The 14,361-nt window shown below is 60.9% G+C and carries 10 protein-coding genes; 3 read left to right on the forward strand and 7 right to left on the reverse strand.

The genetic code is table 11. The annotated features are described in order from the left end of the window. The first annotated feature begins 42 nt into the window (after window positions 1-42). Window positions 43-1,236, forward strand: a complete 1,194-nt coding sequence (gene ftsZ, locus ACM6G4_RS21405) for a cell division protein FtsZ (protein ID WP_046041931.1) — start codon at window positions 43-45, stop codon at window positions 1,234-1,236. Between the two features lie 112 nt (window positions 1,237-1,348). Further along, on the forward strand, window positions 1,349-2,260 hold the full coding sequence (lpxC, locus tag ACM6G4_RS21410) for a UDP-3-O-acyl-N-acetylglucosamine deacetylase (RefSeq protein WP_007916984.1): 912 nt from the start codon (window positions 1,349-1,351) through the stop codon (window positions 2,258-2,260). A gap of 188 nt (window positions 2,261-2,448) precedes the next feature. Here the strand turns inward: lpxC and ACM6G4_RS21415 are convergent, their stop codons facing one another. From ACM6G4_RS21415 to ACM6G4_RS21445, 7 genes are all read right to left on the reverse strand, one after another. Further along, complete coding sequence (locus tag ACM6G4_RS21415) at window positions 2,449-3,951, reverse strand: diguanylate cyclase (protein ID WP_414914571.1); 1,503 nt, start codon at window positions 3,949-3,951, stop codon at window positions 2,449-2,451. A gap of 247 nt (window positions 3,952-4,198) precedes the next feature. Beyond that, window positions 4,199-4,423 (reverse strand): hypothetical protein, encoded by a 225-nt coding sequence (locus ACM6G4_RS21420; protein ID WP_414914655.1) that lies wholly within the window; start codon window positions 4,421-4,423, stop codon window positions 4,199-4,201. A gap of 123 nt (window positions 4,424-4,546) precedes the next feature. Next, window positions 4,547-5,911 carry a heavy metal sensor histidine kinase gene (locus ACM6G4_RS21425; protein ID WP_414914572.1) on the reverse strand — a complete coding sequence of 455 codons (1,365 nt, stop codon included), beginning with the start codon at window positions 5,909-5,911 and terminating at the stop codon, window positions 4,547-4,549. After that, the gene (locus ACM6G4_RS21430; RefSeq protein ID WP_056726212.1) at window positions 5,901-6,578 is read right to left on the reverse strand and encodes a heavy metal response regulator transcription factor; all 678 of its coding nucleotides are present in this window, start codon (window positions 6,576-6,578) and stop codon (window positions 5,901-5,903) included. Before ACM6G4_RS21430 ends, ACM6G4_RS21425 begins: the two co-directional genes overlap by 11 nt. Before the next feature lie 8 nt (window positions 6,579-6,586). Continuing rightward, window positions 6,587-9,688, reverse strand: a complete 3,102-nt coding sequence (locus ACM6G4_RS21435) for a multidrug efflux RND transporter permease subunit (protein ID WP_414914573.1) — start codon at window positions 9,686-9,688, stop codon at window positions 6,587-6,589. Further along, the gene (locus ACM6G4_RS21440; RefSeq protein ID WP_414914574.1) at window positions 9,685-10,845 is read right to left on the reverse strand and encodes an efflux RND transporter periplasmic adaptor subunit; all 1,161 of its coding nucleotides are present in this window, start codon (window positions 10,843-10,845) and stop codon (window positions 9,685-9,687) included. The genes ACM6G4_RS21435 and ACM6G4_RS21440 overlap by 4 nt, the downstream gene beginning before the upstream one ends. Before the next feature lie 742 nt (window positions 10,846-11,587). Continuing rightward, window positions 11,588-12,556 carry a LysR family transcriptional regulator gene (locus tag ACM6G4_RS21445; RefSeq protein ID WP_056726206.1) on the reverse strand — a complete coding sequence of 323 codons (969 nt, stop codon included), beginning with the start codon at window positions 12,554-12,556 and terminating at the stop codon, window positions 11,588-11,590. Between the two features lie 190 nt (window positions 12,557-12,746). Between ACM6G4_RS21445 and ACM6G4_RS21450 the strand changes: the two genes are divergently transcribed. Beyond that, on the forward strand, window positions 12,747-14,246 hold the full coding sequence (locus tag ACM6G4_RS21450) for an efflux transporter outer membrane subunit (RefSeq protein WP_414914575.1): 1,500 nt from the start codon (window positions 12,747-12,749) through the stop codon (window positions 14,244-14,246). Window positions 14,247-14,361: the final 115 nt, after the last annotated feature.

Raw genomic sequence — 14,361 nt, forward strand, 5'->3', positions numbered from 1 at the left:
CGCAGTAGGCGAAAAAACTAGAGAATTGAAAGGAGAGGGAAAATGTTCGAACTCGTAGACAACATCCCCGCAAGCCCGGTAATCAAAGTTATCGGTGTCGGCGGTGGCGGCGGCAACGCTGTCAACCACATGGTCAAGAGCAACATTGAAGGCGTTGAGTTCATCTGCGCCAACACTGATGCCCAGGCGCTGAAATCCATCGGCGCGCGGACCATCCTGCAACTGGGTACCGGCGTGACCAAAGGCCTGGGAGCCGGTGCCAACCCTGAAGTAGGTCGTCAGGCCGCTCTCGAAGACCGTGAGCGCATTGCCGAAGTCCTGCAGGGCACCAACATGGTGTTCATTACAACCGGCATGGGCGGTGGTACCGGTACCGGTGCTGCGCCGATCATCGCCGAAGTGGCCAAGGAAATGGGGATCCTCACCGTTGCGGTGGTGACCCGTCCATTCCCGTTCGAAGGTCGCAAGCGCATGCAGATCGCCGACGAAGGCATCCGCCTGCTGTCGGAAAGCGTCGACTCGTTGATCACCATTCCCAACGAGAAGTTGCTGACCATCCTCGGTAAAGACGCAAGCCTGCTGTCGGCTTTCGCCAAGGCCGACGATGTGCTGGCCGGTGCCGTTCGCGGTATCTCCGACATCATCAAGCGTCCGGGCATGATCAACGTCGACTTCGCCGACGTGCGTACCGTGATGAGCGAAATGGGCATGGCGATGATGGGCACTGGCTGCGCCAGCGGTCCGAACCGTGCACGTGAAGCGACCGAAGCGGCCATCCGCAATCCGCTGCTCGAAGACGTGAACCTGCAAGGCGCACGCGGCATCCTGGTGAACATCACCGCCGGTCCTGACCTGTCCCTGGGTGAGTACTCCGACGTGGGTAGCATCATCGAAGCCTTCGCTTCCGAGCACGCGATGGTCAAGGTCGGTACCGTTATCGATCCGGACATGCGTGACGAGTTGCACGTGACTGTCGTTGCCACAGGTCTGGGCGCTAAAATCGAGAAGCCTGTGAAGGTCATCGACAACACCGTTCACACTTCGATGGCTGCACAGCCACAACAACAGGCCCCTGTTCGTCAGGAAGCTCCAGCGGTGAACTACCGTGACCTGGACCGTCCGACCGTCATGCGCAACCAGGCCCAGGCCGGTGCTGCGACTGCCGCGAAGATGAATCCGCAAGATGACCTGGACTACCTGGACATCCCGGCTTTCCTGCGTCGTCAGGCCGATTGATGGAATGTATCAGGGCTATGAAGGTGATTGGTGTTCAGCAAAGGCTCGGTCTGCTATCATCGCCAGCCTTTGTTGATACCAGTTCGCAATTTGCGCTGAAGCGGCCCAAGCCATGATTAAACAACGCACACTGAAAAATATTATCCGTGCCACAGGTGTAGGCCTGCACTCCGGGGAGAAGGTCTACCTGACCCTCAAGCCTGCGCCTGTCGACACTGGCATTGTGTTTTGTCGCGCTGACCTCGACCCCGTGGTGCAGATTCCTGCCCGCGCGGAAAACGTCGGTGAAACCACTATGTCGACCACGCTGATCAATGGCGACGTCAAAGTGGACACGGTAGAGCACTTGCTCTCGGCCATGGCTGGCCTGGGCATCGATAACGCCTACGTCGAGCTCTCCGCGTCCGAAGTCCCGATCATGGATGGCAGCGCTGGACCTTTCGTATTCCTGATTCAATCGGCAGGCCTGGAAGAACAGGACGCCGCCAAGAAATTCATCCGCATCCTGCGTGAAGTGACAGTGGAAGACGGCGACAAGCGCGCCACTTTCGTCCCTTTCGAAGGGTTCAAGGTGAGCTTCGAGATCGATTTCGATCACCCGGTTTTCCGGGACCGCACCCAAAGTGCAAGCGTGGATTTTTCCAGCACTTCGTTCGTAAAAGAAGTCAGCCGCGCCCGTACTTTCGGTTTCATGAGTGACATCGAGTACCTGCGCAAGCACAACCTCGCACTCGGCGGCAGCGTTGAAAACGCAATCGTGGTCGACGCCGATGGCGTACTGAACGAAGACGGCCTTCGCTATGAAGACGAATTCGTGAAGCACAAGATCCTCGATGCAATTGGCGACCTGTACCTGCTGGGCAATAGCCTGATTGGTGAGTTCAAGGGCTTCAAGTCCGGCCACGCACTGAACAACCAGCTGCTGCGCAAGTTGATTGAGCAGACAGATGCCTGGGAAGTCGTGACGTTCGAAGACGCCAGCACCGCACCAATCTCTTACATGCGCCCGGTTGCGGCGGTGTAAGCAAAAAACCTCTCTAGTTTTTTAAAGGCTGCCTTCTGGTGGCCTTTTTTTATGCCCTGAATTTTGTGTTGCCTGACAGGCCGCTTTCGCGAGCAAGCCCGCTCCCACAGTTGACCGCGATTCCCTGTGGGAGCGGGCTTGCTCCGGGCGGCGTTCCGACGAAGAGGCCAGTCGATTCAGCATAGAATTCAGCCGGCGCACACCACCCGGTTACGCCCCCCTTCCTTGGCCTGATACAACGCCTTGTCGGCGCTGAACAGCAATTGCTCCAGGTTGATATCACTGGCCACCGTCCAGGTGGCAATACCGATACTCACGCTCATCGGCGGCTCACCAGGGTCTACTAGTGGCAGTTTCTGCACCGCTTCGCGGATGTGTTCGGCGATTTGCTTCGCGCCTTCACTGCCAGTTTCAGCCAGGACTACTGAAAACTCCTCGCCACCATAACGAGCCACCAGATCCGCCGGGCGATGGACATTGGCGCGGATGACCTCGGCCAACGCCCGCAAGGCTTCGTCGCCGGCCTGATGCCCGTGCCGGTCATTGAAGGCCTTGAAGTGATCGGCATCGATCATCAGCAACGACAACGGCTTGCCGCTGCGCTGCGCGCGAAACCATTCATGGCGCAGGGTCTGGTCAAGGGATCGACGGTTGGCCACGCCCGTCAAGGCATCGGTGGCCGCCAGTTGCGCCAATTCCTGCTCGGCATTTTGACGCCGTCGCAGCTCGCGGCAGAGCAGCCAGGTCAGCCACAACAGGCCGATGCACAAAACCCCTGTTGCACCGCTGATCGCGTAGGCCGTGCGGTTCCAGGCAGCGAACACTTCGTCGATGGAAAGGGCCACGATGACGGTCAGCGGCAGATTGCCGACCCGGGTAAAGGTGTACAGGCGCCGTTGATGGTCGACACTCGACACGCTTTCAAAGGTGCCACTGCGCTCGCGCAGCATGCGTGCGACGTTGGGGCGGCTGGAGAGGCTTTTACCGATGGTGTTGGGTTCCCGGTACGGTTTCTGTGCCAGGAGGATCCCGTCGTCGTTGATGATGCCCAGCGTACTGCCGTTGCCGATGTCGAGGCTGCTGAACAGCTGATCGAAATAGCTCATGCGCATCGACGCCACCGCGACCCCCAGGAATTCACCCGTGGGCGATGAAATGCGCCGGCTGAAACTGATGCGCCATTCGTCGCTGTCATTGCAGTCGCACCGTGGCTTGAACGGCCGGCTGATAAACATGCCGGTGTCGCGATTGAAGGCATGGGCCAGGAAGTAATCGCGATCAGCGAAGTTGCCCGGTTTCGGTTCGATCAATGATGAGTCGGCGAGCACGTCGCCGTGCTTGTCCAGCAGCAGGATGTCACCCTTGTAGCGTGTGGTGGTGGAGCGGTCGAACAACACCAGATGACGGATCTGCGGTGCAACCTGTTTAAGGTCGTCCCGTTGGGCGGCGGCAATCAGGCCCTGCAAGGTCAAGTCATAGAGCTCGACCGTACGCAGGACGTCGGCATCGATCAGTTGCGCAATGGTGGTCGCGCTGCGGGTGGCGGTCTGCTGGGCGTTGGCGTGTTCGCGGATCAGCAGGAAAGTGACGATGCACAGGATCGAGATGACTGTCAGGGTGCTGCCCAGGATCACCATGATTTCGGGGCGCCCGGTCGGGCCTTGAAAATGTGCGGTGCGGCTTGCGGTCATAGGGCTGACGTCTGCTAAAGGGACGCTCTAAGCGTAGTTGCATAAACGTAGCAGCCGAGTGAATCCTTCCTGTTGCTCGAGCGATTGACCGTTGACGCGGGCGTCAGTGACTTTCGTTGCAGAAATTGCAATGAAGGCTGAGTCGCCACTATAAAAAAAGCCGCTGACAACAGCGGCTTTGGAGACAACTTTTCAAAGGGAAGAGCCGATGAAAAGTGTCGTTGAAAACGGTAGTGATCGGTGCCGGTCAGCTGTCTTTCTCGACCAGCGGCTCGCCCTGGATGCTGGATGCCTGCGGGGCTTGGGAGTCTTGCGCAGCCTTCGCCGTCATCTCGATCCGATGCTCTTCGAACGTCGCGGCACGTGCGGCGTTATGCGCGACGAAAGTCTGCGATTCTTCCGCCATCGCCAATGGCGACAGGAACAAAGAGGACAAAACGAAAGCGCTGGCAATACCCATACTGTTGGACATCTTGGAAACCTTCTTGCTTGGCAAGTGCTGTTTGGTGCGGGCAAAGATAAGGATATGAGACGAGGGGAAAAAGAGCGGATTCATGAAAGGACTGTTACAGCAAAAGCAAAGATCGCAGGTATGTCAGACCGGGAGATGGATACCGAAGGTATTCATCCCATGATCGCTGCGCACGAACACATCGCCGCCATGCATCAGCGCAATCGCCTTGACGATGGCCAGCCCCAAGCCGTGATTGTGGCCGCTGTTGCTGCGTGAGGCATCGACCCGGTAGAAACGCTCGAACAGGCGAGGCAGGTGTTCACTGGCAATCGGCGAGCCGGGGTTGGCGATGCCGATGCTGACTTGATGCTCCTGGGCTTCGATCCGCACCTGGATCACCTGCCCGGGCGCGGTGTGCTGTACGGCATTATTCAACAAGTTGATCAATGCCCGGCGCAGATGGGCGATCTCGATCCGCACCTGCGCGTCACCACTGACCTCGACCTGAACCTGAGCGTCCTCGAGAATGAAATCCAGATATTCCAGGGTCGTGGCCACCTCATCGGCCAGCGAGGTCGGGGTGAGTTTGGTCGCCTTGCTGCCCTGATCGGCGCTGGCCAGGAACAGCATGTCGTTGATGATCGAACGCAGTCGCTCCAGCTCTTCGAGGTTCGATTGCAGCACTTCGAAGTAATGCTCGGCGGAGCGTCCGCGGGTCAACGCGACCTGGGTCTGGCCGATCAGGTTGGTCAGTGGCGAGCGCAGTTCGTGGGCGACATCGGCGTTGAACGACTCAAGACGCGAGTAGGCCTGCTCGACCCGTTCCAGGGTCGAGTTGAACGAGCTGACGAATTGATCGAGTTCCGGCGGCAACGGTGACAATCGCAAACGTCCCGAGCGCAACGGCGGAGCCAGGCGCTGGGCTTCCTGGGACAGTTTGATCAGCGGCTTGAGCCCGATCCGCGCCACCCAATAACCCAGTGCCGAGGCCAGCAGCACGCCGACAATCGCCAGGCTGATCAGCGCGACCAGCAGGTGATGCTGGGTATGGAAAAACGTTTCGGTGTCGATGGCGATCATAAAGCGCAGCGGCGGGCGCTGATCCTTGGCCGGGAACTCGCTGACCAGCACTTTCAGCGGATACGGGTGGTCCGGCAGATGCATGTCGCGCGTGCCCAGCGGCCCTTGGGCAAAGGCGCGGATCTGCGGGGTCAGGTTGCCGTATTCGTAGCGTGGATCGCCACTGATGATCCAGAAACTGATGCGCTTGTCTTCTTCGCTCAGCAGGTTGAGCTTGTTGTTGATCTTCACCCAGTGCTCGGGCGTGCCGTAACGGCCGACCGTGGATTCGAGCACGCTGTAGCGTGCGTCCAACTCGGCTTCTGGCAGCAGGCCCAGGCCTTTGTCGACCTGCTGGTACAGCGCCCAGCCGATCAGCAGGAACACTAGCAGCGCCACCAGCGTGAACATCCCGCTCAGGCGCAGGGCAATGCTGTTACTGGACACCACGGCTCTCCAGCACATAACCCATGCCGCGAATGGTGTGCAGCAGTTTCTCTTCGAACGGCCCGTCGAGCTTGGCCCGCAGGCGTTTGATCGCGACTTCGACGACGTTGGCGTCGCTGTCGAAATTGATGTCCCAGACCATCTCGGCAATGGCGGTTTTCGAGAGGATTTCGCCCTGGCGCCGGGCCAGCACGCTGAGCAGCGAGAACTCCTTGGCGGTCAGGTCCAGGCGTGTACCGGCGCGGGTGGCCTTGCGGCTGATCAAATCTATCCACAGGTCGGCGATGCTCACCTGCACCGGTTCATGGCCGCCGCTGCGGCGGGTCAGCGCTTGCAGGCGCGCCACCAGTTCCAGGAAGGAAAACGGTTTGCCCAGATAGTCATCGGCGCCTTCGCGCAGGCCCTTGATGCGATCTTCCACACGCTCGCGGGCGGTGAGCATGATCACCGGGGTTTGCTTGCGCGCACGCAGGGCGCGCAACACACCGAAGCCGTCGAGGCCCGGCAGCATCACGTCGAGGACGATCACCGCGTAGTCACTCTCCAGCGCCAGGTGCAGGCCTTCCACGCCATCGCGGGCCAGATCCACAGTGAAACCCTGTTCCGTCAGGCCGCGATGCAGATAGTCCGCGGTTTTTTCTTCGTCTTCGATAATCAGAACGCGCATGACCCGCCTCAGTCTGTGGTCGCCAGCACCGGTTCTGGCGCAGGTTCAGGTCGATGGAATAGCCGCTCAAGCCACAAGTATATGACCGGCGTGGTGAACAGCGTCAGCGCCTGGCTCACCAGCAAGCCGCCGACCACCGCGATCCCCAGGGGCTGGCGCAACTCGGCACCGGTGCCATAGCCGAGCATCAGCGGCAGGGCGCCGAGCAGGGCGGCGAGGGTGGTCATGATGATCGGCCGGAACCGCGTGATGCAGGCCTTGAAGATCGCCTCTTCCGGTGACAAGCCGCCGTTGCGCTGCGCTTCGAGGGCGAAGTCGATCATCAGGATGCCGTTCTTTTTCACGATACCGATCAGCAACACCAGCCCGATCAGCGCCATGATCGAAAAGTCCTGGCCGCAGATCCACAGCATGATCACCGCGCCGAGGCCCGCCGAAGGCAAGGTCGAAATGATCGTCAGCGGGTGCACGAAGCTCTCGTAGAGCACACCGAGAATGATGTACACCGCCAACAGCGCCGCCAGGATCAGCCATGGCTGGCTGGCCAGCGAACTCTGAAACGCCTGGGCCGCGCCCTGGAAATTACCGCTGATGGCGGTCGGCATGCCGATGTCGGCCTTGGCCTGGTTGAGCATGATCACCGCATCGCCCAACGCCACGCCGGGGGCCAGGTTGAACGACAGGTTGGCCGCCGGAAACATCCCGTCATGGGCGATGGACAGCGGGCCGATGGTCGGCGCATCGAACCTGGCCAGGGCCGACAGCGGCACCATTTCCCCGCTCAGGGGCGAGCGCAGGTAGAAGTAGTTGAGGCTTTCGGCCTTGCCGCGCTGTTTGGTGTCCAGTTCCAGAATCACGTTGTACTGATTGATCTGGGTCTGGAATTCATTGACCTGGCGCTGACCGAAGGCATCGTACAGGGCTTCGTCGACGTCGCTGGCGGTGAGGCCGAAACGTGCCGCGGCGCTGCGGTCGATGCTGATGTGGGTGATGCTGCCGCCCAGTTGCAGGTCGTTGGAAATGTCGCGGAACGCCGGGTTGGCGCGCAGTTTTTCCGTCAGGCGCTGGGTCCAGGTGCTGAGGGTCGCACCGTCGTTGCTCTTGAGCACGTATTGGTACTGGGCGCGGCTGGGGCCGGAGCTGAGGTTGATGTCTTGCCCTGCACGCAGGTACAGGACGATGCCCGGGACTTTCATCAGTTGTGGGCGAATCCGGTCGATGAATTCGCTGGCCGAAACGTCGCGATCCCCGCGTTTTTTCAGGGTGATCCAGAAGCGGCCGTTGGCAATGGTCTGGTTGCTGCCCGAGACGCCGACTGAGTGCGAGAAGGTTTCGACAGCGGGGTCGGCGGCAACGATTTCGGCCATCGCCAGGTGTTTTTTCACCATGTCGCCGTAGGAAATATCGGCGGCGGCTTCAGTGGTGCCAAGGACGAAACCGGTGTCCTGGATCGGGAAGAAACCTTTGGGAATGAAGATGTAGCCGGCAACGGCCAGCCCCAGCGACAAAGTGAACACGCCGATCATCATTTTCTGGTGGGCGAGGGCGCGGCGCAGGCCTTTTTCGTACCACGCCAGCAGACGTTCACCAAAGCCCGGTTTGCTATGAGCGTGATGCACCGGTGCCCGCATGAACAGCGCTGCCAGCGTTGGCGCCAATGTCAGCGAAACCACCACCGAAATCAAAATGGTAGAGGTGGCGGTCAGGGCGAACTCCTTGAACAGTCGGCCGACCACACCGCCCATGAACAGCAGCGGAATGAACGCTGCGACCAGCGAGAAACTGATCGACACCACCGTGAAGCCGATCTCGCCAGCGCCCTTGATCGCCGCCTCGCGCATGCCGTCGCCGGCCTCGAGATGTCGGTGGATGTTTTCCACCACCACGATCGCATCGTCCACCACAAAGCCCACGGCGACCACGATCGCCACCAGCGTGAGGTTGTTCAGGCTGAAGCCCATGACGTACATCAGCGCAAAGCTGGCGATCAGCGATACACCGAGCACTGCCGACACGATCAGCGTGGCCGACAGTTGGCGCAGGAACAGCGCCATCACCGCCACCACCAGCATCACGGCGATCATCAAGGTGATTTCCACCTCGCGCAGCGAAGCGCGGATGGTCTGGGTGCGGTCGATCAACACCTTGACCTGCACCGAGGCGGGCAACATCGCCTGCAGTGCCGGCAACGCGGCCTGAATGCGATCCACTGTCTCGACGATGTTGGCGCCTGGCTGGCGGAAGATCACCAGGTTCACACCCGGTTGCGAACCCGCCCACGCCTGAACGTAGGCATCTTCCGAACCGTTGACGACTTTCGCGACATCCTTGAGGTGAACCGGTGCACCATCCTTGTAGGAAACGATCAACTGGCTGTATTCGTCGGGGTGGAACAGCTGGTCGTTGGTCGACAGGGTTGAAATGCTCGATTCGCCGTACAGCGCACCCTTGGCCAGATTGAGGCTGGTCTGCTGGATCGCCAGGCGAATGTCCGCGAGGGTCAGGCCGATGGCGGCGAGTTTGTCGGCGGACACCTGGACACGGATCGCCGGACGCTGCTGACCGGTGATGACGACCTGGCCTACACCGTCGACCTGACTGAGCTGACGGGACAACAAGGTTTCCGTCAGGTCGCTGAGCTCAGGGCCAGGCATCAGCGAGGAGTTGACGCTGAGGATCAGCACCGGGCTGTCGGCCGGGTTGACCTTGCGCCAGGTCGGCAGGTTCGGCATGTCCTTGGGCAGTTTGCCCGCGGCGGTGTTGATCGCCGCCTGCACTTCCTGGGCCGCGGTGTCGATGCTCTTGTCGAGGGTGAATTGCAGGGTCAGGTTGGTCGAACCCAGTGCACTGCTCGAGGTCATCTGGGTTACGCCGGGAATGGCACTGAATTGCACTTCAAGGGGCGTGGCCACCGAGGAAGCCATGGTTTCCGGGCTGGCGCCGGGCAGTTGCGCAGCCACCTGGATGGTCGGGAATTCTGCCTCCGGCAACGGCGCTACCGGCAGGCGCGGAAACGCGATGACACCCAGCAGCACCAGGGCGAACGTCAGCAGGACCGTGGCCACCGGGTGGTCGATGCACCAGGCTGAAATCGAACCATGGCCCTTCATTGCGCGGCCTCCGATCGCACCACTTGAGGCGGCTCGGTCAGTACTTGCACAGTAGCGCCGGGCTTGAGCCGCGACTGACCATCGCTGACCAGTACATCACCCGGCTTCACGCCCTTGATGATGTCCTGGCCGCTGCCTTGATAGACCATCTGCACCTGCACGGCTTCGACCTTGTCCCCATTGACCCGGTACACAAAGTGCTGGTCGAGGCCGCGTTGTACGACTGTCGGCGGCACCACCAGCGCATCTTTATCCAGGGCTGTCTGAATCTTTACCGTCACCAGCAGGCCCGGCCAGAGCTTCTGTGCGTCATTGTCGAATTCGGCCTTGGCGCGGATGGTACCGGTGTTGGCGTTGATCTGGTTGTCGATCAGGGTCAGGTGACCTTCGCCGAGCAGGTTGCCGGTTTCGCCGTCGGTGTCGGCACCGATGTAGGCCTTGACCCGGGCGTGCCGTGGGTCGTTGATCAGGCCCTGCAAGGTCGGCAGCATTTGCTGCGGCAGGGAGAATTCCACAGCGATCGGGTCGATCTGGGTCACTGTGAACAGGCCTTGGGTGTCGGTCATGCGCAGGAAGTTGCCTTCGTCGACGGTACGAATGCCGACACGACCGCTGACCGGGGAGCGAATTTGTGTGTAGGAAAGCTGTACCTCGGCGGAGTCAATCGAAGCCTGGTTGCCTTGGGCGGTGGCCTTGAGTTGGTTGACCAGGGCCTGTTGCTGGTCGTAGGTCTGCTTGGACACGCCGTCGTCGACACTCAACAGCTTGTAGCGCTTGAGGTTGACCTGCGCCACTTGCAGTTGCGCCTGGCTTTCGCCCAGTTGTGCCCGGGCCTGGTCGAGGCTGGCGCGGATCGACCGGTCGTCGATGGTGGCCAGCAGGTCACCTTTTTTCACCAGTTGGCCTTCCTTGACCATGATTTTGGTGAGAATGCCGTCGATTTGCGGGCGGACTACGACGCTGTGCAGGGACAACACCGAGCCGATGCCACTGATATAGCGCGGCACGTCTTTTTCGGCAACGGCGACCACGCGCACGGGGATGGCGGTGGGGGTGGCGAGTTTGGCCTTGGCCGGTTTGTTGGCGTACCACAGGCCCAGCGCTGCCAGGACGATCAGAAGGGCGACGAGCAGGGCGGATTTTTTCTGGATTCGCATGCGAGTGGGGCGCCGGGGCTGGGTGGTCGGTAGGTGGGTAAGGTAGTTTCCTTTATAAACCTGTTTGCTGGTCAGGAGGGTGACGGCTAACTGACGGCGCTGTCAGTTTGCGGTTTGGTTAGGTCTTGGCGGCCTTTGGGCCGACCATGTTGTGGGTGACCGTGTACATATCCGTTTCTTCGGTAACGGCCACCTATGGTTTCGCCCTTACGGCGAGTCCCTTTGGCAAACGCCGGAGTGCCGGCCCAGCCCAAAGGAACCAAAGGTCTCGCCCCTTACGTACGGCCCCTCGCTGAGGCTCGGGGTTCCTTCGCTGCGGTATCCATCCGGGGGCATTGCCCTCCGGTCGGCTTCGCTTCGACCTACATGCAATGAGTTCGACTGCGTCGAACGGCGCTGCGCGCCAATCCCCGGATGAACACCTCCGCTCAGCCTCCCGAGGGGGCGGGTGGATCAAGAGCTGCAGGCGAGCTAACGCTCGGCCTGTTGAGTGGTGAAGAGCGTCTGTGTACGCCGATCTGCCTTTGCTCTTCTGTGGGAGCGACGGTGCGGCGATCCGACTTGCTCGCGATAGCGGCCGGCCAGCCGACCTGGTTTTTGCAGATGTCCCCAATCTTTGTGGGAGCTGGCTTGCCTGCGATGGCGGCCTGTCAGCCGAGCTGCCCGTCAAGGATGTACACAACTCAAACTGTGGGAGAGAGCCTGCTCCCACAAGGGATCAATCTTGCTTTGAACCGATGGATCAATTCGCCACCCGAACCCCACCCAGACTCCCGCTCAGTTCATACGCCGCCAATTCCGCCTGATGCGCCGCCAGCAGTTCCGGCAGCGATCCACGCAAATACTCGACCCAGGTCTTGATCTTCGCATCCAGGTACTGGCGCGACGGGTAGATGGCATAAAGGTTAAGTTCCTGGGAGCGGTAGTTGGGCATCACGCGCACCAGCGTGCCGTTGCGCAGGCCTTCTATCGCGGCGTACAGCGGCAGGACGCCAACGCCCATGCCGCTGATGATCGCGGTTTTCATCGCGTCGGCGGAGTTCACCAGGAAGGGTGAACTGTTGATGGTGACCATTTCCTGGCCATCAGGACCGTCGAAGGCCCATTTCTCCAGCGGAATCACCGGGCTGACCAGGCGCAGGCAGGCGTGGTTGAGCAGGTCGCTGGGTTTTTGTGCGCAGCCGTTGGTTTTGACGTAGGCCGGTGAGGCGCAAACGATGCTGTAGGTGATGCCCAGGCGCTGGGAGACGAAACCCGAATCCGGCAGTTCGCTGGCGAGGACGATGGACACGTCGTAGCCCTCGTCGAGCAGGTCCGGCACGCGGTTGGCCATGGTCAGGTCGAAGGTCACGTCCGGGTGGGTCTTGCGGTAGCGGGCGATGGCGTCGATCACGAAGTGCTGGCCGATGCCGGTCATGGTGTGCACTTTCAGTTGCCCGGCCGGGCGCGCGTGGGCGTCGCTGGCCTCGGCTTCGGCTTCTTCGACGTAGGCCAGGATCTGTTCGCAGCGCAACAGGTAGCGCTTGCCGGCTTCGGTCAGGGCAATGCGTCGGGTCGTTCGATTGAGCAGGCGGGTTTGCAGGTGGGCTTCCAGGTTGGAGACCGCGCGCGAGACGTTGGCGGTGGTGGTGTCCAGTTGCGCGGCGGCGGCGGTGAAGCTGCCGGCTTCGGCCACGTAACTGAAGGCGCGCATGTTTTGCAAAGTGTCCATGGGGTGCTCTCTCGTCGAATGACAAATTGTGACACGAAGTTTCTGTTTGTTTACAGGCGACTAAAGATCGACTTGCGGATTATCTCGTTAACGGTAACAAAGATTCACAGGAATCCCAGCTTATCGCCATTCAGGCCGCCCCATAGAATTGCGCAATTCGCAAAACTCCCCACCTCAGGAAATCGCAGCAGTGCCGCGTCGCATCAGCAGAGCGCTTCATCCGCTCAGTGTTTTGGCTTTAACCCTGGCAATCAGCGGCTGCATCGGAACCGGAGGTATTGCCCCGCAGGGCAAGGCGCTGGAGGCCAATTTACTGGTCACCGACGAAGCGATCCAGAGTGCCGCGCAGGATGCGCACTGGCCCACCACGCAATGGTGGCAAGCCTATGGCGACCCGCAACTGAATCGCTGGATCGATCTCGCCCTGCAAGGCAGCCCGACCCTGGCCATGGCCGCCGCCCGGGTGCGTCAGGCCAAGTCCATGGCCGGCGTGGCCGAAGCGGCCGAGTCGCTGCAGATCAATGGCGAGTCCACCCTCAAGCGTCACAACTGGCCTACCGACCAGTTCTATGGTCCCGGCGAGCTGGCCAACAGCACTACCTGGGACAATAACGCGGCGCTGGGTTTCAGCTATGCCCTCGACCTTTGGGGCCGTGAAAGCAATGCCACCGAGCGCGCCGTGGACATGGCGCACATGAGCGTCGCCGAAGCGCGCCAGGCCCAGCTCGAATTGCAGGACAACATCGTACGGGTCTACATCGAGTTGTCGTTGCATTACGCCCGGCGGGATATCGTCGAAGCGACCTTGAAGCAGCAACAGCAGATCCTTGAGTTGGCGCAAAAACGCCTGGACGGGGGGATCGGCACTCATTTCGAGGTCAGCCAGGCCGAGACGCCGCTGCCGGAAACCCATCGCCAGATCGACGCCCTCGACGAAGAAATCGCCTTGAGCCGCAACCAGCTCGCTGCCCTCGCCGGCAAGGGGCCGGGGGAGGGCGCGCAGTTGCAGCGGCCAACGCTGTCGCTGGGTGCGCCGCTGAAACTGCCATCGTCGCTGCCGGCGCAATTGCTCGGCCAACGGCCGGACGTGGTCGCCAGCCGCTGGCAAGTGGCGGCGCAGGCGCGGGGCATCGATGTCGCCCATGCCGGCTTCTACCCGAACGTCGATCTGGTCGGCAGCCTCGGCTACATGGCCACCGGCGGCGGGGCGCTGGAGTTCCTGACCGGGAAGAAACTCAACTACAGCGTGGGTCCGGCGATTTCCTTGCCGATCTTCGATGGCGGACGCTTGCGCTCGGAGTTGGGCGAAGCCTCGGCGGGTTATGACATCGCCGTGGCCAAGTACAACCAGACCCTGGTCAACGCGTTGAAAAACATCTCCGACCAGTTGATCCGTCGCGAGTCCATGGACAAGCAACAGGCTTTCGCCGCCGAGTCGGTGGCCACTGCGCAGAGGACCTACGACATCGCGATGATCGCCTACCAGCGCGGCCTGACCGATTACCTCAACGTGCTCAATGCCCAGACCCTGCTGTTCAAGCAGCAGCAAGTGCAGCAGCAGGTTCAGGCGGCGCGTTTGAGTGCCCATGCGCAATTGGTGACGGCGCTGGGCGGTGGTCTCGGTGCCGGTTATGACGTACCGAACGCCGAACAGACCCAGGCGCCGAAAACCCCGAGCCTTTTGAAGTGACCAGATTGTTTCAGGCACACCCGCTTTTGTGGCGAGGGAGCTTGCTCCCGCTTGAGTGCGCAGCACTCACAAAATGTTCACGGGGTGCCGGAATTTTGGGGCCGCTACGCAGCCC

It is taken from the genome of Pseudomonas sp. IT-P258 (assembly GCF_949767825.1).
In the GTDB taxonomy this organism is placed as follows: domain Bacteria; phylum Pseudomonadota; class Gammaproteobacteria; order Pseudomonadales; family Pseudomonadaceae; genus Aquipseudomonas; species Aquipseudomonas monachiensis.

Excerpts from the sequence above, each read along its gene's own strand:
- ACM6G4_RS21445 (WP_056726206.1), bottom strand. The coding sequence starts at position 12,556 with ATGGACACTTTGCAAAACATGCGCGCCTTCAGTTACGTGGCCGAAGCC.
- lpxC (WP_007916984.1), top strand. The coding sequence starts at position 1,349 with ATGATTAAACAACGCACACTGAAAAATATTATCCGTGCCACAGGTGTA.
- ACM6G4_RS21420 (WP_414914655.1), bottom strand. The coding sequence starts at position 4,423 with ATGTCCAACAGTATGGGTATTGCCAGCGCTTTCGTTTTGTCCTCTTTG.
- ACM6G4_RS21415 (WP_414914571.1), bottom strand. The coding sequence starts at position 3,951 with ATGACCGCAAGCCGCACCGCACATTTTCAAGGCCCGACCGGGCGCCCC.
- ACM6G4_RS21435 (WP_414914573.1), bottom strand. The coding sequence starts at position 9,688 with ATGAAGGGCCATGGTTCGATTTCAGCCTGGTGCATCGACCACCCGGTG.
- ACM6G4_RS21430 (WP_056726212.1), bottom strand. The coding sequence starts at position 6,578 with ATGCGCGTTCTGATTATCGAAGACGAAGAAAAAACCGCGGACTATCTG.
- ftsZ (WP_046041931.1), top strand. The coding sequence starts at position 43 with ATGTTCGAACTCGTAGACAACATCCCCGCAAGCCCGGTAATCAAAGTT.
- ACM6G4_RS21440 (WP_414914574.1), bottom strand. The coding sequence starts at position 10,845 with ATGCGAATCCAGAAAAAATCCGCCCTGCTCGTCGCCCTTCTGATCGTC.